The sequence below is a fragment of the Lacticaseibacillus parahuelsenbergensis genome (assembly GCF_030770265.1).
Lineage (GTDB): Bacteria > Bacillota > Bacilli > Lactobacillales > Lactobacillaceae > Lacticaseibacillus > Lacticaseibacillus casei.
Genome location: NZ_CP132482.1, coordinates 3011156 through 3030027 on the forward strand (window position 1 = coordinate 3011156; position 18872 = coordinate 3030027).

Annotated in this window: 16 protein-coding genes and 1 tRNA gene; 4 read left to right on the forward strand and 13 right to left on the reverse strand. The window is 47.3% G+C overall.

Annotated elements, in window-relative coordinates:
• Positions 1-15: 15 nt before the first annotated feature.
• The 3 genes from LACPH_RS14040 to LACPH_RS14050 form a co-directional block, all read right to left on the reverse strand.
• On the reverse strand, positions 16-1410 hold the full coding sequence (locus tag LACPH_RS14040) for an aspartate ammonia-lyase (protein ID WP_274784046.1): 1395 nt from the start codon (positions 1408-1410) through the stop codon (positions 16-18).
• A 231-nt stretch (positions 1411-1641) separates the two neighbouring features.
• A complete protein-coding gene (locus LACPH_RS14045; protein WP_306387078.1) occupies positions 1642-2820 on the reverse strand; it encodes an NAD(P)-dependent malic enzyme in 1179 nt (392 codons plus the stop codon).
• Positions 2821-2856: 36 nt separating this feature from the next.
• Positions 2857-4128, reverse strand: coding sequence for a 2-hydroxycarboxylate transporter family protein (locus tag LACPH_RS14050; protein ID WP_249934024.1), 1272 nt, complete (start codon positions 4126-4128; stop codon positions 2857-2859).
• 208 nt (positions 4129-4336) lie between these two features.
• On the opposite strand from LACPH_RS14050, the gene LACPH_RS14055 reads away from it, so the two are divergent.
• Together LACPH_RS14055 and LACPH_RS14060 are read left to right on the forward strand one after the other, a co-directional pair.
• Positions 4337-5878 (forward strand): Spo0B domain-containing protein, encoded by a 1542-nt coding sequence (locus tag LACPH_RS14055; protein ID WP_274784048.1) that lies wholly within the window; start codon positions 4337-4339, stop codon positions 5876-5878.
• 5 nt (positions 5879-5883) lie between these two features.
• The gene (locus LACPH_RS14060; RefSeq protein ID WP_274784049.1) at positions 5884-6567 is read left to right on the forward strand and encodes a response regulator; all 684 of its coding nucleotides are present in this window, start codon (positions 5884-5886) and stop codon (positions 6565-6567) included.
• 134 nt (positions 6568-6701) lie between these two features.
• Here LACPH_RS14060 and LACPH_RS14065 read toward each other — a convergent pair whose 3' ends face one another.
• Complete coding sequence (locus LACPH_RS14065) at positions 6702-7253, reverse strand: hypothetical protein (RefSeq protein WP_274784050.1); 552 nt, start codon at positions 7251-7253, stop codon at positions 6702-6704.
• A 293-nt stretch (positions 7254-7546) separates the two neighbouring features.
• Here LACPH_RS14065 and LACPH_RS14070 point away from each other — a divergent pair, with 293 nt between their 5' ends.
• Positions 7547-8509 (forward strand): D-2-hydroxyacid dehydrogenase, encoded by a 963-nt coding sequence (locus tag LACPH_RS14070; RefSeq protein WP_274784051.1) that lies wholly within the window; start codon positions 7547-7549, stop codon positions 8507-8509.
• 129 nt (positions 8510-8638) lie between these two features.
• Here LACPH_RS14070 and LACPH_RS14075 read toward each other — a convergent pair whose 3' ends face one another.
• The 8 genes from LACPH_RS14075 to LACPH_RS14110 all read right to left on the reverse strand — a co-directional run bounded on the left by LACPH_RS14075 (position 8639) and on the right by LACPH_RS14110 (position 16621).
• Positions 8639-9496, reverse strand: a complete 858-nt coding sequence (locus LACPH_RS14075) for an NAD(P)-dependent oxidoreductase (protein WP_274784052.1) — start codon at positions 9494-9496, stop codon at positions 8639-8641.
• A 245-nt stretch (positions 9497-9741) separates the two neighbouring features.
• Positions 9742-10140 (reverse strand): hypothetical protein, encoded by a 399-nt coding sequence (locus LACPH_RS14080; protein WP_274784053.1) that lies wholly within the window; start codon positions 10138-10140, stop codon positions 9742-9744.
• Positions 10141-10352: 212 nt separating this feature from the next.
• Positions 10353-11282, reverse strand: coding sequence for a DUF7916 family protein (locus LACPH_RS14085; RefSeq protein WP_274784054.1), 930 nt, complete (start codon positions 11280-11282; stop codon positions 10353-10355).
• 60 nt (positions 11283-11342) lie between these two features.
• Positions 11343-12779 (reverse strand): PTS transporter subunit EIIC, encoded by a 1437-nt coding sequence (locus LACPH_RS14090; RefSeq protein ID WP_306387718.1) that lies wholly within the window; start codon positions 12777-12779, stop codon positions 11343-11345.
• Positions 12780-12890: 111 nt separating this feature from the next.
• Positions 12891-13745 (reverse strand): PRD domain-containing protein, encoded by an 855-nt coding sequence (locus tag LACPH_RS14095; RefSeq protein WP_274784056.1) that lies wholly within the window; start codon positions 13743-13745, stop codon positions 12891-12893.
• A gap of 447 nt (positions 13746-14192) precedes the next feature.
• Positions 14193-15056 (reverse strand): KilA-N domain-containing protein, encoded by an 864-nt coding sequence (locus tag LACPH_RS14100; protein ID WP_274784057.1) that lies wholly within the window; start codon positions 15054-15056, stop codon positions 14193-14195.
• A 291-nt stretch (positions 15057-15347) separates the two neighbouring features.
• A tRNA-Lys gene (locus LACPH_RS14105) sits at positions 15348-15420 on the reverse strand.
• Positions 15421-15700: 280 nt separating this feature from the next.
• Positions 15701-16621 carry a ribose-phosphate diphosphokinase gene (locus tag LACPH_RS14110; RefSeq protein WP_047106768.1) on the reverse strand — a complete coding sequence of 307 codons (921 nt, stop codon included), beginning with the start codon at positions 16619-16621 and terminating at the stop codon, positions 15701-15703.
• A gap of 200 nt (positions 16622-16821) precedes the next feature.
• Between LACPH_RS14110 and LACPH_RS14115 the strand changes: the two genes are divergently transcribed.
• Positions 16822-17751, forward strand: a complete 930-nt coding sequence (locus tag LACPH_RS14115; protein ID WP_306387079.1) for an alpha/beta hydrolase — start codon at positions 16822-16824, stop codon at positions 17749-17751.
• A 114-nt stretch (positions 17752-17865) separates the two neighbouring features.
• Here the strand turns inward: LACPH_RS14115 and LACPH_RS14120 are convergent, their stop codons facing one another.
• Positions 17866-18819, reverse strand: a complete 954-nt coding sequence (locus LACPH_RS14120; RefSeq protein WP_274784059.1) for an alpha/beta hydrolase — start codon at positions 18817-18819, stop codon at positions 17866-17868.
• Between the last annotated feature and the right edge of the window lie 53 nt (positions 18820-18872).

The window sequence follows — 18872 nt, forward strand, 5'->3', positions numbered from 1 at the left end:
CCAGAACCGTCCACCTTAGCGCTTCTCCCCAGCTGCCTCCTTCTGAACCGGTTCTTCATTGGTCATCACAGCCGGTGAAAAGAGATGGGCAATCAACGTATCGGGTAACTGATGGTGGCGCCTAAGCAGTTCCGGAATCGCCACATGCTTTTCAAGACTGGTTTTGACGAGTTTCATCGTTGCTTCATAGCCTATATATGGACTTAAAATCGTGGCACTAATCGCGGAATGCTCAACATTTTCAGCGCACTGCTGTTGGTTGACTGTTAAGCCAGTCACACAGTTGGTGGTTAGCGTATCGATGCCGCGCGCCAAGTACCGCTCTCCCTGCAACAAATCGCGGAAAATAATCGGTTCAAAGGCATTCAATTCCAGTTGTCCTGCCTCGGCAGCCATGCTGATCGTTAAGTCCTGTCCAATGACCTGAAAAGCGATTTGATTGACCACTTCAGGAATCACCGGATTAACCTTCCCTGGCATAATCGAGGATCCCGCCTGCTTAGCTGGCAGATGGAGCTCGTTCAACCCAGCCTGGGGACCACTGCTCAATAAGCGCAAATCGTTGGCAAACTTCGACAAATCAGTCGCCAAGCCTTTCATCGCACCGGAAAAGGCGACCAAAACATCGCAATTCTGCGTTGCATCAACCAAGTCTTCCGCTTGCTCAAGGTTTAAATCAATCAAGCGATTGACCTGCCGAACAATGTGTTCCCGGTAATACGGCGAAGCATTTAACCCGGTACCAATCGCAGTTCCACCTAAGTTAACCCGCCGCAAATCATCAGCCGCTCGCGTCAATCGCACCTGATCGCGCTGAAACAAATGCGCATATGCCTGGAAGGTATGGCCAAATGTTGTCGGAACCGCGTCTTGCAACTGGGTACGCCCAACTTTGACAACATCAGCAAATTCATCAGCTTTAGCCAGCAGTGATTTCACTAAAAATGTCAACGCCTGTTGCAACGGCGGCAATGCTTGCAAAGCCGCCATTTTCCCGGCTGTCGGATAAGTGTCATTCGTCGACTGGCACTGATTGACGTCATCATTAGGATGTACCCGTTCGGTCGTATCGCGACTCGCCAGATTGGCAATGACCTCGTTCACATTCATATTCACCGATGTCCCTGCACTTCCCTGAATAGCCGGGGCAACCAATGCATCGTTATGTTCACCCATCAGCAGACTATTGCACGCCGCAATAATTGCCTTAGCTTTCGGCGCCGCCAACGTTCCGGCCGCCGCATTAACTTGAGCCGCAGCCTTTTTAATGATAATCAAGCTCTTGAAAAGTAACGGATCGGTCCGTTCATGACTAATCGGAAAATTCGCCAGTGCGCGGGTGGTGTGGATCCCGTACAAGACATCCTCGTCTACTGCCAACTTGCCAATACAATCTTCCTCGATACGCATTGTGAACTCCCTTTCATATACCAATATTTACGTTATCAGTATATGCGTGTTACAACGCGCGTCAACGTTTAGTGTCAGGTAGTCTGACAAAGGCGGTAAAAAGTATACCAATACTTTAGGGTCTAGCATAAACATTATGCTAAAACATTAGATAATAATTATCAGACACCATTTCAAAAACTCCTGACAGCCTACAACACCAACTCTGTCAGAAGGTTCACAACAAAACCTCTATCCCTCAACCGTTGCCTTAGCCGCATGCCGCACACTTTCAGCCACGACTTCGGCAACATCCCCGTCAAACGCATTTGGGATAATATTCGTCGTCGACAGTTCAGCGTCCGAGATTAAACTCGCAATCCCTTTAGCTGCCGCAATCTGCATCTCAATCGTAATTTTGCGCGCCCTAGCATCCAAGGCGCCGCGGAAAATGCCCGGAAATGCCAGCACGTTGTTGATTTGATTCGCAAAATCACTGCGCCCTGTCCCTACAATATAAGCACCACCGGCCAAGGCCTGATCTGGGAAAATTTCCGGCTCTGGATTAGCCATTGCAAAGATAATCGGTTTGTCAGCCATCGTTTTGATCCACTCTGGTTTCAAAACATGCGGTGACGATACACCAACGAAAACGTCAGCACCTTTCAAGGCATCTTCCAAGGTACCGGTACGATTTTCCCGATTCGTGATTTTAGCAATAGCTGCATGATGTGGCGGCAATTGATCGGCATTCTTTTCCGCCAAAATACCGACCTTATCAACGACCATAATGTGCTTAACGCCAGCGGCCAGGAAGCGACGCGCAACGGATAATCCGGCAGAGCCGCCACCGTTAACAACGACTCTGATATCGCCAATGCTTTTACCAGCAACTTTCAGCGCATTGTATAGCGCGGCAAGCACCACAATGGCAGTCCCATGCTGATCATCATGAAAGACCGGAATATTGAGTTCATCAATCAAGCGTGCTTCAATCTCAAAACATCGGGGCGCACTGATATCCTCTAGATTGATCCCGCCAAAAGTTGGCGCCATAGCTTTGACGGCCGCAATAATTTCTTCGGTATCCTGCGTATCCAACACAATCGGCACCGCATCCACTTTAGCAAAACGCTTAAATAACGCCGCCTTGCCTTCCATCACCGGCATCGCTGCCTCAGCCCCGATATTGCCTAAGCCTAAAACCGCTGAGCCATCACTGACGACGGCAACAGTGTTCTTCTTGGTCGTCAAATCATAGACCAGCGACAAATCCTTGGCAATGGCAGAAGACACTGCGCCGACACCGGGGGTATAGGCAATGCTCAAGTCATCCCGCGTCTCAATCGGTACCTTGGGTGTTACACTCAGTTTGCCACCATATTGTTTGGCCTGAGTCAGTGCTAGTTGATTGAAATCCTTCTTAGCCATGTTCGTTCTCCTCCTCAATTCTGAAAAATCGTCTGTCTAAAACACCATCCGCAAAATAGCGGTCATCGTAATCACCGTGATCGCACCGCCTAATCGCGTTGCAACCTGCGCAAACGGCATCAAATTCATGCGATTAGCCGTACTCAGAATTGCCACGTCGCCAGTGCCGCCCATCCCGCTTTGGCATGCCGTTACGATGGCCGTTTCAACCGGATTCATATTCAAGAACCGCGCTACGAAAAATCCGGTCGCAACTACCGTAAACACAACACTGATTACCACAATAAAATATTGCCAGCTCAGCATGCCCACGACGTCTTTTAGCGGAATGTATAAGAGTCCTAGTCCGGCCATCAACGGAAAAGTAAAATTACTGGAAATAAACTTGTAGAGTTGCTTGGCGCCACGCTGCGTCTCTCCAGGAATGACATTGAGATACTTCAGAATCGCCGCGGCCACAATCATCAAAACCGGGCCGGGAAAGCCTGTGACCGACTGCAGCAGCATCCCTAAAATGAACAACGTACAAGCCGTGAGTACGCCAGCACCCATCATTTTGAGATCAAGTGGGCCGGTATCATCTTTTAAGGCATCGGCGAGATCGTCTTCTGCGCCATTGAGTCGCACCAACTGCCCCTGTCCAGACAACTCTGGCCGCTTTTCTCCTAGCCGATTCAACAAACCTGAACACATGATCGCAAAAAAGTTACCGATAATCGTAGCCGGGATCAGCTGAGCCACAAGCGCGCCGCTGGTCGTACCAGTGATCGTACTGTATCCTAAAGACAGCGGTAGAATTCCTTCACCAATTCCACCGGCCAAAACCGGCGTCACGATGAAGAAAAGTGTATGCTTCCACTCCAACCCCAACAACACGCCGACCAAAGTGCCGACACCCATCGCAAGGATCATACCTAGCATCATCGGCACGATCATCCGCATTAAGCCTTGGATCAGGATTTTACGGTTCATCCCCAAAATGCTACCGCAGACCAGACACGCGATATAGAAATAAAGAAAATTCGCTTGTTTCATCAGCATATCGGTCGCTTTTAGCACATTGGGATTCATCGCGTTATAAAAGACTAAAATCGATGGCACAAGTAATGATAAAATCGCTGGTCCGCCAAAATTTTTGACGACCGGGATATTAGCGCCAATCGTTCCCAGTAACCACCCCAACGTTAAAATGACTGCAAAACCACCGAGCATGTTCACAGGCAACTGTTGCATGACGCCAGCAAGGACAATGACGGCTGCCATCACAAGATAAACCGGCAGCGGCACCGAACCGACTTTAAAACCCATCCACTTTCCTTGTGTCCCTGAACCCGTCTTAGCTGTCGTGGATTTGTTTGCCATTGTTTTCTCCCCCTTCAACTGCTTATTTATTGACAGCTTAATGTAAGCGCTTTATTTGGGGAAGATTATTTAACTTTTTAAAGCATAAAATCATTTCTTTAAGCCTTCAGCAACTCGTTCACAAACTATTTCACCACTTAGGAGTATGAAAAACGTGAAGATAAAAGGATGGCGTCTGTGGGGCTGGCTTTCGCTCATTTTTACCTCAACCCTGTTAGTGACGGTTTTCACGGTCTATGGCTTAACCATGCTGGAAAACCGACAGCAGTTTGAAACCCGCGAAGGCCAACTGTTACTTGCGATTGGTCGCCAATTAGCCCGGGAACCACGGGTCATAGCGGCACTTGAAGCCGATCATGCGGATCAGGCAACCCGCTCCTACGCTAATACGCTGGCGAAAAACTTCAATCTGGACTTCGTGGTCGTGATGAATATGCAAGGCATCCGTCTCACCCATCCTGATCCCAGCCAGATCAATCGTCATTTTCAAGGCGGCGACGAAGTAACGGCTTTACGCGGGCATGAACATGTTTCGGTCCGCCGGGGAACGTTAGGCCGATCACTCCGCGGCTTCGTTCCGGTTTATCGAGATGGTAAAGAGATCGGGGTTGTCGCGTTAGGCATCAAAGTGACCGCGCTGCAAACTCTTATCCACCACTCCCAGATCGGCTTTCGTTTGGCATTGCTTGTCGGCCTGATAATGGGCATCCTGATTGCTTTCTTGGTCGCCTATTATATTAAGAGGCAACTTCACGACTTAGAGCCGCGGGAAATCGCTCGTTTGCTTGAGGAACGAAATGCCATGCTCGAAGAAACAAAAGATCCGGTCATCGTGATTGATCTCAACCAAAAGATTATGTTGGTCAACAAAGCTGCCAGCAAGCTGCAAAACCACCTTATCCCGCAAAGCGCATTTATCGGCCAACCACTAACCGCACTGATTACACATCCCGAACGCGTTAAGCTGACGGTCAAAACCGAACAGTTCTACCAACAAGACGGTCAGGACTACCTTTTCTCGGCCGCCCCGATTATGGTTAAAAAGCAAAAAATTGGTTACGTGATCTTTTTGCGAAATGCGACTGAAGCAATTTTCGTTGCCGACCAGCTGGCCAACACCACAAGCTACGCCAACGCCTTACAAAGTCAGTCCCATGAATTCATGAACAAACTGCATGTGATTTACGGCTTGGTCGCTATCGAACAATACGACGAACTGGCGATCTATCTGCAAGATCTACTGAAACCGGAACAGGAATTTGCTAACCGTCTCGCCTTACTCGTGAAAAATCCACTTGTCGCCGGCTTTATGATTGGTGAACGGGAAAAATTCTCGGAACGAAAGACCACCCTGGACTACGAAATTTTCCCGGAACTACCCGCCAATCGCAATGTAACAGAAACGAAAACGCTGCTAACGCTCAGCCGCTACTTGCATTTTGCCCTTCTTCAGCACGATCTGCCTGACAGCATGCTCATTCAACTGGACTATGCAGACAATCGACTAACCATCTCCTATCATTTAGGCACCATAACAAATCGTGATGCACTTTTATCATTCGTTCATCAAGCTTACTTCCAGCAATTGCTTTCTGATTTACACGGCACCATAACATTCAACCAAGATGGCCCGCTAGTATTGAAGTTAGTTGTGGACTATCACGGCGGCAACCCTATTCCTAATCAAAAGAGGTAAAACACATGACAAACATTCTGATTGTTGAAGACGATCCGATGGTGCAATTCATTCACCGTAACTATTTGGAAAAGATCGGTACATTTTCGAATATTTACTCTTCAGAAACCATTGCCGAAGCCCGGAATTTGATAGCAACTCGACCTATTCAACTGATTCTTTTGGATATTCGGCTCAAGGACGGTAACGGCATTGACCTTCTAACCGAACTACGACGTACCAAGCAAACCGTTGACGTCATTTTAATCACCGCAGCCAATGAAGTTGAAATCGTCAACGATGCACTACACTTAGGCGTCATCGACTACCTCATCAAACCATTCACGCTGAAACGTTTCGAAAAGAGCATTCACCGTTTTTACGCCAAAAACCGCATGTTTGACAGCGATCAACTCAATCAAAACCAGCTCGACGCCTACCTTGAACCACAATCACATGCATCAGCCCCGCTCGAACTAGATAAAGGACTAAGCATGGCTACCCTAAAAATCATCCAAGAGGCTATCGCCCAACTCCCGCAACCATTCACGGTGCCTCAATTAACCGCCAAAACCGAGCTTTCCCACGTTTCCGTCCGCAAATATTTAAACTTTCTGGAAACCCATCGTTTTCTAAAAAGCGACACCATCTATCGCAAAACCGGGCGGCCGTTTAAAACTTACCAGTTACTAACGACTTTGCCGATTTAAAAAGATCGAGATTAGCAAAAATCCGCTAGCACCAGCCTAATTCGCCGATGCTAACGGATTTTCTTTGTTTGATTCGCGATTGCAACACCAAAAGACAAGCACAACGTTACATTTAGGCACAAACTTTCCCGAACTTAATGACTAGTCACCATATTAGTAAAAACCCGTGACGTAATCACCCGATTATCCTCGCTTTTAGGAAGCTGCTTGGAAGGGTTCCGCCAGTGGTAGTGATCCAACGATTTCACCCGAATTCGACGGGCTTCCGGATATCGACGATGTAACGAGGCCAACTGATGCGCCCACACTCTTTTTCCTGTATGTAAGTTAATCAACGCATAACCCTCATCGCTTACACCAGACTTCAGAAAGTCGTAGTTGTCATCTTCCTTCGCCTTCACAATCATCGCCTGACCATGCCACCCAGCGGCTTGAACATGGTAAAGAAGCGTGTTGGCATCAGTCGTTGTCTGTAACTTTTTAGGAATTCGCTCAATCAAAAAAGGGTCAACACCCGACTTAACGATTTCCAAATTCCCAGGCAGCTTAATCAAAAAGCCCTCAGCATCAGCGCCGGGATCGCGTTTGTTTTTAGGGCCTTGGTGACGAAGACTGACAAAAGTTACAAGCACAAGCGCCAACACACTGACGATCAGAACCAGTGATACAAGGTGTTTCCTTTTCAAAATGACCACCCAACTTTTCTATAAACTGCATTGTTTGCGAAAAATCCCACTATTCTTAGCATAATTCTTGCATGCGCATTCAGTTAGTCTGGACCAAAAAGTTAAGGTAATTTCATGTTTTTAGTGGAATTTCTGACTGATCATAAGTATCGACGTTTGTTTCACGTGAAACGGTCTAAAGTCGTTCAATTTTCTCTCAGTTTAAATCAGCTTCTTCTATAAAAGTCGTATACTGAAGCCAAGCGTCACACCAACATTGGACTAATGATCAAACTCAGCGAGGTGTCTGCACGATGAAAATTGTTTTACTTGATGGCTACGCCTTAAACCAAGATTTAGACTGGAGTGGCTTACGCAATCTGGGCGAATGCCATTTTTATGATCGCGCGCCGAATGACGATGCAAAAATTTTGGCAAGAATTGGCGATGCAGATATCATTTTAACCCACAAGACGCCTTTGACAGCCGAAACGATTCGCACTGCTCCGCGCATTCGATACGTTGGCGTGATGGGCGATGGCTATGATGTTATTGATACGCAGGCAGCTAGTGAACGGCATATTCCGGTGACAAATGTACCGATTTACGCGACGGACGCGGTTGCTCAATTCACCTTTGCCTTGCTCCTAGAAATAACCAGTCATGTCTGCCTCCACAACCGCCTTGTTCATGAAAGCAAGTGGTCGACCAGTCCCGATTTCACTTTTTGGGCAAAGAAGCTGGTGGAATTTAAAGGAAAGACACTGGGACTCATCGGTTACGGCCGAATTGCCCAGAAAGTCGCGACCATTGCGCATGCCTTTTCGATGAAGGTTATATTTTATAATCATCGGCCCAAGCCGCATGACCCGAACATTAGCCAACAGGTTAGCCTAGATGAGTTGCTGAAGCAGGCCGATATCATTAGTCTGCACGTTCGCCAAGCGCCAGAAACCTTGAATATGATTCGCCGCGAGACGATCGAAAAGATGCGCCCGGGAACGATTATTATTAATACGGCTCGTGGCAAACTCATCAATGAGCAGGATTTGGCCGAGGCGTTAAATAACGGAAAAATAGCTGCAGCCGGTCTTGATGTCGCGCAGCAGGAACCGATCAGTCCGGACAGCCCATTGTTAACCGCTAAAAATTGCTATATCACACCGCACATTGCCTGGGCGCCGTTTGAAACCAGAGAACGGCTGCTTGATATCACCGTTGCGAATCTAAAGGCATTTCTTGAGCACCATCCCCAGAATGTTGTCAATGCAAAGTAGCATATGAGAATCATGTAATTACCCAAACTTCCCTTATAAATCACCTGAGTCAATCTTTTCGGCAACTAAAAAATGGATCGATCACAGCCATCATCGCCGTGAATCGATCCATTTTTTAGTTGTGCAACCTCATTTTTTCGAAGTGTCCGGCAAAGCCGTCTTCTTGTTCGTGATATCAATAAACTGTGCTTCACCGGCGACGGAATCAACGGCTTTTTGCAGTCGCCGCATTGCTGCGCTGGCGATTGGTAAGTCAACAAAGTCCTTGGTCGCATTGTCCAACTCGACTTCATCAGCTACGGAATCTTTAAGCGGCCGCGGGTTACTTTCGTCTAAAGCGCGAATGACGACTGGCTTAAGTGGACCCATTTGTAATAAGTCCAGGGTCGTGGCGTAGTCAATGCCATACGCATCGGCAAGATCCAGCGTTTCGCGAATCCCTGCTTCTGCCGCCATGATCGCGACATTCGTGATCAGTTTAAGCTTGGCACCATTGCCTTGTTCGCCAACATATTTAACGGTGCCAAATGTTTTCAGTACCGGAAGTACCGCGTCGACCGCATGCTTGTCTCCAGCCGCGATCAGTACCAGACCAGCTTCACGGGCATATTTCACGCCGCCAATCATTGGCACGTCAAGGAGTTTGGTGTTTGCCGGCATGACCGCCTGAATGGCCGTAATCTTACGCGGATCCAACGTGGACGTCACGATAAGTGTGCTGCCGGGTTGCAGATAGTGAACAATTCCGGGTTGTTCCGGGGTGCCGATATGCAACGCTGGCACGTCATCGGACATGACCGACGTGATCACGACTTTCGACGCGGCTACCGCGTCTTCCAACGATTTTGCCGCCGTCACGTGCTCTCCCGTCAAAGCTGCCATCTTAGCCGGCACTTTATCCCAGATCACCACGTCATAACCGGCTTTTGCCAGATGCGGTACCATGTGACTCCCCATATCGCCAACACCAATAAATGTTATCTTCATGTTTTTTCTTCCTTCCCGTTACAAAAGCATGCCGTACTGAAAACGGCATATAAAAAACACGGTCGTTTCTGACTAATTCAGACACCAAAAAATTTTTATCAACTGCTTGCGATTAAAATCAACATCAATCCGCGCGTACGTCTTAACCTAGCATGATCACAAAATGATTTCAATAACAAAGCTCGCGGCTTCATGACGCTTGGTTATCTTTTCCCAAACGCAACTGTTATCGACGCACTCAAAAGTCATTCCGGTACCGTGCCTGCAACGCGCGTCAAGCTGACCGTCAAGACATTATCGGCAGTCGTGTTGTAATCAGCCAGAATACCCTTCACAATCCCTTTAGAAGGGCCATGAGTTCGCGTGGTCTCCTCGTAATTTTGAATCCACGTGCTGACAGCATCAAAGCCAAACTCAAAGCCTTCAAAAACCTGCATGTACGCCGAGGAACGCGGATTGGTGGTCACAATCGTAATCTTGGTCACACGTCCATTGGTGATCTGCATCGTCAGCTTAATCAAGCCATCATCAAAAAACTTAACGGTGCCGTCTTTAGCCGTTGCCGGCAACCGATAATCAGCCAGACGCATATTGGCATTGTAAACACGCTGAACATATGCATAACTACCCAGATCTTCGTGCATTTTCTCACGGCCTTTCTGTCATCGCGTCACCCCAGCCTTCGCATTAGAGTGGCTGTTTTGCGTTACCTATAGTGTACAATTTAATGACAAAAAGAAGAATCAAACAGCTCGGCCAGCCGGATACTGTCAAAAATGTTGTCTTAATCCACTTTGAACTTCCGGGCACAAGAGGCAGATGTTGCGTCTTTTCACGATAAAAAGGTTCGTCAATCCTAACGATTAATCGACCTTGCCATGCGTTGGATCGTATGCCGTTCCCCGCGAATGGCCTTGCTGATGGCATACAGGTTGTCAACTGGCGACTCAAACCCCCACGCGGAATCACCAACATGTTGCATGTCCACGCCGCAGATTTTATTGCGAATAGCCATCTCCTGAAGCACACGGCTACCGCTGCCTTCCTGACTCGTCCCGATCGCACTCATGACCAAACCGCCCGCGCGATGAACCACCTGCACCACCGCCTTCAAAGCAGACTCATCAAATCCCGGAATCGATCCAACGGCCGGCGCCAAAATAACATCAGCACCTGCATCGATAAATCTTTTCGCGGTTTCCTCGCTCATCAGCGGTTCATCGACGCCCGAGGCATGCATTTTTCCGGCAATGATTAAGCCGCTGAAGTACGTTTTGGCCAGGGCAATACTGTGGGCGATCTCCGCATTCGTGACGCCGGTGCCCGGATTGCCCGTCAAGACCATAAACTGGAAGCCCATCTCCTCGGCCTTCTTGATAACCGCCTCACTGGCCGTACAACCGGGCAAAATGGAAATTTGATTCTCCATCATATTTGGATGGTCACCAATCGGCTCAACGTTGATGCCAATTGGCCGCCCAACCAGCTTCTGCAGCCGCGCAATGCTCGCCTTACCATCATGCTTAGGCGCGCTATATAAATCGCGTTCACCGGGATAAAGTCCGAAGATTTTCGGATTGTACACATCGAGCCGATTGCAAAGAATCATATCCGCCCCAAACGCCGCAGCGATCTCGGCAGTGGTAATACTATCCAAATTCTCCTGCGTCACAATATTTTCGCTAACAATAATACGCCCTTCACTCGCTTTAATACTTTCCTTAAGCTCCTGTCCGTTAAATTGCATCACTTCACTGGTACTGGCACTCAAAAGTCGTTTAACCATTTTTCCATGACCTCCTGTTTAATCATTCCAAATTGACATGCATGTTCTTCTTACTAAGCATTATACTTCGGCTGCAGCTTCGATTTCGTCTTCATCAAACATCGATTCGTCAATCCCCCAGAACCAATTCAGGGCAAACGAAACAACAGTTGTCAGTAACAACCCCACGACAGCCAGCACAAAATTATTGCCGCCTGCAGGATTAATGAATTGCGGTAGGCTGAGAATTGAGACTGTCACGAGTGAGAAGACTTTAACTTGGCACAGGCCGAAGAATAACCCGCCCACACCTGAGGCAATGATGGAAGGGATAATGGGTTTTTTCATTTTTAACATCAACCCATATACTGCGGGTTCCGTGATACCCGACGCGGCAATTGAAAATGCCGCCGTTGCGGAGAAAGTTTTTACGCTACGTTTTTTGCCTTTTACCAAAATCGCCAACGCCATGCCGAGTTCAGCAAAATTCCAAACCGCAAAGGCTACCCAAAGGAACGGATCGTAGCCCAGTTGCTTGAGGTTAGCAATGGCAACCGGGAAAAATACCCAATGACTGCCTGTAATAATGAAAAAACCAATTAACAGGCTCAACAAGGTAATGCCGACAACCGGCGCTTGATCATAAATCCAAAGTGAGCCATTGGCGATGACACTGGCAACGCCTTGTCCAATTGGTCCAGTCACCAACAACGTTAACGGTGCCATGATCAAAAATACCGGAAACATCTTCAACAATCCGAGTTTGTTCATCCAAGGACGATCAACCACTTTTTCCAACAATGATTGAACCCACACTGTGACTAGGATTGGAATTAAACTGGTTGAATAGTCTACCGCCGCAACCGGAATACCAAACAAATGAATGGCACTGCCCGCGCTGACCATTTTCACAAAATCGGGCTGCATCATAATCCCGGCCAGCATGAGGCTTAGAATCGTATTTGTTTTAAAGTAGCGGGAAGCACCGTAGGCAACTAGGAAAGGCAGGAAATAAAACAGCGAATTCCCCATCAAATAGAGAAGCCGATACGTCTCGCTACCTTGAGCTACGATATGACTGACCGTTAATAAATTAAGCAGCGCCAAAAATAACCCTGCCATGGCGAGCCCACCAATCACGGGAGTTAGTGAATTCGAAATGGCATCAAGAACGCCATTCAATAAACGCCTTAGAGTGAAAGGCTTGCGGTTCTTATCAGCAACCTCGTCCGAACGAACAGCCGATCCAGCTTCAGAGACACGACTTCCACCAATGAACTCAGCATTAATATACTCAAACACTTTATCTAAGTATCCCGGCATGACAATCTGCACCTTGCCCTCAGAGGCGAAAGCCTTCACCACCCCCTCGATTTCATTGAGCTTATCTAACTCGACTTTGGCATCATCTTTGATTCTGATCCGCAACCGCGTGTAACAACGCGCAACACTCCCAACATTGGTGAGTCTGCCAATATTTGCAATAATTTCATTGCCAATCCGTTCATGTTTTTCCATTCTTATCCTCCTAAAGACTGGTATAAAAAAACACCCAGGAAAGGTAAAGGAATCGGGTAAAACCAATTCCAATACATCTTCAGGGTGTTGCCAACTTAATGTCACAAGCCACTATTCGATGATATGAATAATGTGAATTAAAAGAAATAGCTGGTTCGAATCATTAAACCGATAACCAACTTTGTCCGCAATAAACGCAACAATTTTGCGCAAACTTTTACCGGCATGAGGGTACTGCTTTTTCAATTGACGCAAAAGTATCGTGTCAGAACTCTCACTAGAGTCGTTATACTTACCTTCCTGGGTTCGCAATAAGAGATAATAAAGGTGCGTCGCCATTCTTGATACCGCTAAACTGCTCTCGGAAAATTTTGCTCCATAGTCTTCCCCGAGAATTTCGTTGACGCCAGAAAGAATCGCCATCGCTTCCGCAACCGTTTGGACCGGACCCTTCGTTTCTACCAACTCATGTTCAATCAGATGCATCGCAATAAAACCTGCTTCGTCATCTGAAAAAGCAACCTGACTATGCGAATGGATCATATCCACAGCTTCCTGCCCAACCTGAAACTCTTTTTGAAAAAGTCGCTGGACATCGAATAGCATTGGATTACTCACCACCATGCCACTTTTGGCCCGCTGAACTGCAAAATAGATATGGTCTGTTAATGGAACCAGCAAATGACCGTCAAACGCAACATTCAGTCGACTCTGTGCAAGTGCGATAATGCTATCCGTTAGTTCAAAGTACGACTGCGGTATCTCGTTGGCTAACTCTTTAAACGTATCTACCCATTGGCCGTCTTGGCGTGGGACAGGACGAAAAATATGATCGTCTTCAGTCGGAAAATATGACTCGCCTCGCTTAAGCCGAAACCCTATTCCTTTCCCCCAAACAATCTGCTGCTTGTCATGACCATCCGCTACAAGCAAAACGTTGTTGTTTAAAACCTGCAAGATTTTCAAATTAGACACCTAACAACTGGCACAATTGTAAGTAAGCGCTTACTTATTTTCCCACTTTAAATGAGCAATTCTTATTTGTCAATATATTGATAGTAAGATAACAGATAGCGACGAGCTTAAACCAGCGTTAATAATGGGTTACACTTTAACGATAGAAGCAATCATGTGCGCTTTATATTCTTTGTTAAAACAATTACCATCGTTCGAAAAATATTAATTTTAAGCTCATCGCCACAATTTATAAAAATAAGCGCTAGTTCAGTACAGTGTGCATTTAATCCTCGCCAGCTTTTTTGCAACTTATGCTAAAATTTTCACCATAAGTGGCGCGCCCTTCTTTTAGAATTTTATTGACCTAACAAGTCCAACACTACCGATGGATCAGGTTTTTTTGCGGGTCAACCAAGCTTTCGATAACAACTTATATATAACGCATCGTCAGCGTAACTATTCCAGTTCCTTGCGACCTTTTCCCTTTTCTATATCCTTTTGTTTCTCGCGATTTGTGAGCAACACCTTCATTTGTTCCCGCGCCATCTTGTTAAGTTTTTGAGTGCGTTCTTCTTCGCCCACGCCAGCCTTCAGAAGTTCGGCATTCATACTCTCCAAATTAGTCAATACAGTAAGCTGTATAACCGTCGCATTATCACGAATATTCCCAGTGGTTTGAGGATTTGCCAGCTTCCATTGACGTGCAGTCATTCCAAACAAAGCCATGTTTAGCCGATCTGCCTCTGTAGCATATTTGAATGCCACTTGTGACTTTGTAAGCTGTTCCGGGATCAAATTCTCTTTAACAGCATCTGTATGAATCTTATAGTTTACCTTTGCTAATTCACGGCGAACATCCCATTCTAATTTCTGAGCATCGCTTTCTTTTTCCTTAAGTTGCTGATAGTCCTTAACCAGATACAGCCGAAATTCAGCAGATACCCACATTGCAAACTCAAATGCAATGTCCGTTCTAGCATATGTTCCACCGTACCGTCCAGACTTCGACACTATCCCAATAGCATTAGTTTCTTCAATCCACTTCTTGGGGGAAAGAACGAACGAATTAGAACCAGAAACGGTTAATAGTTCTGTATAAGCCGAATTATTAAACTTAGTGTTGTACATCTGTTCCCAGAGCCCCAGATATTCAATGGTACTTCTGCTTCTCATCCAATTTTTAATTATATCAGCTGGTGCTTCGGGATTTTTGTACTTAGCAATATCTGTCAAGCTAATAAGCGCGTCATTTTCATTGCCAGCATTAAACAAACTAACTTCAACACCTTTAGGCTGAATTACAGCTCTCTTTCGTGGCATCTATTCACTCCTCCATTTTTAAACTGGTCGAAATCGACCAGTTTAGAACCCGAACATTGATTTTTGATCAGCTTGAGACTCATGCAGATTTTCTTACTTTATAAACTTCTTTCCACCCCCCAAAAAAATTGGGCTTGCTTGAATATTCGTGCCGGTAAATGATCTAACATTTAGCAAGTATCCAAGCATTTGTTCAAGGCCTACGAAAGCCTTTCCAATCTCGAATGTAAAGAAAAACCGCGACCCACAAGCGTTTATCTATGCTTGTGAATCGCGGTTAAAATCCTAAAATGGGTGGTCAGGGGATCGAACCCTGGACCCACGGATTAAGAGTCCGTTGCTCTGCCAGCTGAGCTAACCACCCATTGACTTATGTCTGTCGCGCTTCACGACTTAAATATAATATCATGTACCCCTTACTGGCGCAAGTGTTTTACAAACTTTTTTGAAGGAAAATTGCTTTGGGGTCTGTTTCTCTGGCCGCAATAGTCTCCATTCTGTGGCTGCAGGCCACCTTATGCGTCATCAATTTTGCGCATTCCTTGTTACTGATTAGCCCTAAATCTTTAAAAACTAACGCTTGCACAAAAAATCGGTCTCAGCAAGACAAGACGCATCTCCTGAAACCGATAGCTTAAGCCTTTTTAAAACAAAACATGAATCGACTGATTACTATTAATCAACTTAATCGCCTTGCCCAGCATTGGCCCGACGGAAACTTGGGCGAGTCCTTCGAATTGGTGCTTGGGGTCGAGTTGAATCGTGTCGGTGATGACGACCTTTTTCAAGCCGAGGTGTTTGATTCGGTCGACTGCGCCACGTGAGAAGACGCCGTGGGTTGCGGCGGCGTAGATGTCGAGGGCGCCGGCTTCGCTTAAAGCCTTGTAGGAGTCAACGATCCGGTCACCGGTGTCGATCAGGTCATCAATGATGATGGCGTGCATGCCTTCAACGTTACCGATGACGCCGATGTGATCCTGATCGCGCTTGTCCACGATGGCGATGGGCGTATGTAACTCTTCCGCCAATGCCCGCGCTTGTTTGGTGCCACTGTGATCTGGAGCAATGACCACGACATTGTCGCCGAGATTCAGCTTCTTAAAGTAGTCCCCGATCAACCGGTGAGCCTTGAGATGGTCAACCGGAATATCAAAGAACCCTTGAATCTGGTCAGCATGCAATTCGACTGCCACAATGCGATCGACGCCATCCATTTCCAACATGTTAGCGACTAATTTGGCAGTGATCGGTTCCCGTGATCGCGCTTTTCGATCAGCACGCGCGTACCCATAATATGAAATGACCACGTTAATATGGTGTGCACTGGCGCGGCGCAAAGCGTCAACCATGATCATGAGCTCCATGAAGTTCTCATTAACCGGATCAGAGACTGACTGGATCACATAAACATCAGCACCACGAACACTTTCCGGCAATTCGATCTGAATCTCACCATCGGCAAAGTGATTAACGCTCGCGGGCGACAGCGGTAATCCGACTTCTTCCGCAATCTTTTCAGCTAATGGACGATTACCATTGAGACTGAACAACTTTAATTCGTGCATCGATTTCTCCCTTGTTCATATTTAACGGTCTGCACCGTCATTATACGAGAAAAAACAAGAAATTGCGACTGGTTATCTAATGAGTTAAAGTGATAGCAGAACATTTGCAGATTCATAAGCAAGGCTTCAGCCAACGTTAGCTTTAGCATTTGCCATGCTTTGATCCAACTGCAAGACTTGGAAATGGAGGGCTCTTTATCATGAAACAAAGCCATTTGATCGGCCTTGCAACCCCGTTGTTATTGTCAGCGGGCACCTTAGCAACTGCTGAGCGTTTTTATCAATATGCATTTCGCCGAATTAATTATATTCCGGACGCACGCAGCTCCATGCAAAAATACGCTCCGTTATATTACAGTCACGTCCATTGGGTTGAAAGTCAGCGCCATATCGAAGCCTGGCACATGACCGCCCCGGACAACCAGCGCCTCGAAGCGCTCTGGTTACCACATCCCGGCAGTAAAAAGGCCGTCATTATCGGCCACGGGTACAAGGGCACCGGTATCACCATGAGTAATTTTGCCCACATGTTTTATGATTTAGGCTTCAACGTCTTGTTGCCGGATGATCGCGGCCATGGCGAGTCAGATGGCGAATACATCAGTTTTGGCTGGTTGGATCGCCTTGACTACCTGGGCTGGCTGCAGCGCATTCTCGACCGTCTGGGCAATGACGCGAAGTTACTGCTGTTTGGCACCAGCATGGGCGGCGCAACGGTATCGTTGGTCGCCAGCGAACCTAGTCTGCCTAAGCAAGTCAAGGCTGTGATTGAAGATTGCGGCTACACGGATGTCGAAACCGAGTTAGCCTACTTACTCAAAAAGCAGTTCCACTTACCACCGATGCCGTTGGTTCCGTTGGCAAGCTTTATCAACTACCGGCGATTGGGCTATCCCCTGCGCGTTGTGAATGTTCGCCAGGCGCTGACGCACAATCGGCTGCCATTATTCGTCATTCATGGCGCTGATGATGTTTACGTGCCAACCGAAATGGGCCGTCAGAATTATGCTGCCTCAGCTGGCCCCAAGGCGTTGTGGATCGTTCCCGGCGCTGCGCATGCGGAAAGCTACTGGGTCAATCCGGCGGCGTATCAGGCGCACGTCAAGCGGTTCTTGGATATTTTCTTTTAAACCGGTTACTAATCGGATCAGCAAAAAACGCTTGGATGTCACAACGCATCCAAGCGTTTTTTCATGGTGATTGATCAAATATCGTCTAGCTCAACATGTTTCGCGGCCCGGCACTCAATCAAATTCGTCTTCATCGGCTTCGTCATGCTGCTTGCTGAGGTCGTCAAATGTCCGTAGCATTGCCAGATTTGTTTCAATGCTTTCCGGCCATTCCCAGTGCTGGACATTGAAGACGTGCTTGAGGTGCGGCCCGGCACTGGCAGGCCATAGCTTGGTCGTGTAGGTGACTTTATTGGCGTCGAAGACTTGCAACAAGGCCTGACTTTGTAAGTAAAAGCTATCATTTTGGCCGCCGATGAGCATGAATGGCGGCAAGTCCAAGCCCTTAACTACTTGCGAGAAATTCAAATGTGCCGCTAATGCCTGATCACCGCCGCTCAGCTTGTCCAGATAAAACGACGCCATCTCACTCATATCACCGGCCGCTTCTGGCAGCTTGCTTGGTTCAGCTACGGGGCAGACCAAAGCCACCATGGTGAAGTTAAAATTAACCCGGCTAACCCCGAAGAGTTCTTGCAGCTCCTCACTTTGCTGAATGCAGGCAACTAAGGACGCTAGATGGCCGCCTGCCGAGTCGCCAGTCAAGAGGACATGGTCAAGGTCAAACCCGCGCTGAGGGCCATAATGCGACAGCCAGCGCAGACTTGAAAAGATGTCTTGAATCTGACCGCGAACATCAACATCCGGCAGCAGCCGATAACCCATTCCCATCACGGCGTAACCCTGACTCGCCAAGTAACGACAATAGTTTTGGTTGAGGTTCCGATCGCCATAAAACCAGCCGCCACCATGCACATCAATCACAGTTGGCAATGTCGCATTCCGCCGTTTCGCCGGATAATACAGATTCAGCGTCTGCTGGGGATCAGCCGAATTCTCATAGCGATATTCCGTCTCCCAGTGAACATTTTCGGGAACCCGCTCTTCGGCATACCGCGCCTTGTCCCGCGCACCGGTTTGTGCCCAGACTGCTTGAATCTTCGCCAACATTGCATCTTCATCAGCCATACAAGATTGCCTCCTATTTCTTTTCGTCACCATCGCATTAAAAAGGTTATTCC

Coding starts and splice junctions, on each gene's coding strand:
- LACPH_RS14040 (WP_274784046.1), bottom strand. CDS start 1,410: ATGCGTATCGAGGAAGATTGTATTGGCAAGTTGGCAGTAGACGAGGAT.
- LACPH_RS14045 (WP_306387078.1), bottom strand. CDS start 2,820: ATGGCTAAGAAGGATTTCAATCAACTAGCACTGACTCAGGCCAAACAA.
- LACPH_RS14050 (WP_249934024.1), bottom strand. CDS start 4,128: ATGGGTTTTAAAGTCGGTTCGGTGCCGCTGCCGGTTTATCTTGTGATG.
- LACPH_RS14060 (WP_274784049.1), top strand. CDS start 5,884: ATGACAAACATTCTGATTGTTGAAGACGATCCGATGGTGCAATTCATT.
- LACPH_RS14070 (WP_274784051.1), top strand. CDS start 7,547: ATGAAAATTGTTTTACTTGATGGCTACGCCTTAAACCAAGATTTAGAC.
- LACPH_RS14075 (WP_274784052.1), bottom strand. CDS start 9,496: ATGAAGATAACATTTATTGGTGTTGGCGATATGGGGAGTCACATGGTA.
- LACPH_RS14080 (WP_274784053.1), bottom strand. CDS start 10,140: ATGCACGAAGATCTGGGTAGTTATGCATATGTTCAGCGTGTTTACAAT.
- LACPH_RS14085 (WP_274784054.1), bottom strand. CDS start 11,282: ATGGTTAAACGACTTTTGAGTGCCAGTACCAGTGAAGTGATGCAATTT.
- LACPH_RS14090 (WP_306387718.1), bottom strand. CDS start 12,779: ATGGAAAAACATGAACGGATTGGCAATGAAATTATTGCAAATATTGGC.
- LACPH_RS14100 (WP_274784057.1), bottom strand. CDS start 15,056: ATGCCACGAAAGAGAGCTGTAATTCAGCCTAAAGGTGTTGAAGTTAGT.
- LACPH_RS14110 (WP_047106768.1), bottom strand. CDS start 16,621: ATGCACGAATTAAAGTTGTTCAGTCTCAATGGTAATCGTCCATTAGCT.
- LACPH_RS14115 (WP_306387079.1), top strand. CDS start 16,822: ATGAAACAAAGCCATTTGATCGGCCTTGCAACCCCGTTGTTATTGTCA.
- LACPH_RS14120 (WP_274784059.1), bottom strand. CDS start 18,819: ATGGCTGATGAAGATGCAATGTTGGCGAAGATTCAAGCAGTCTGGGCA.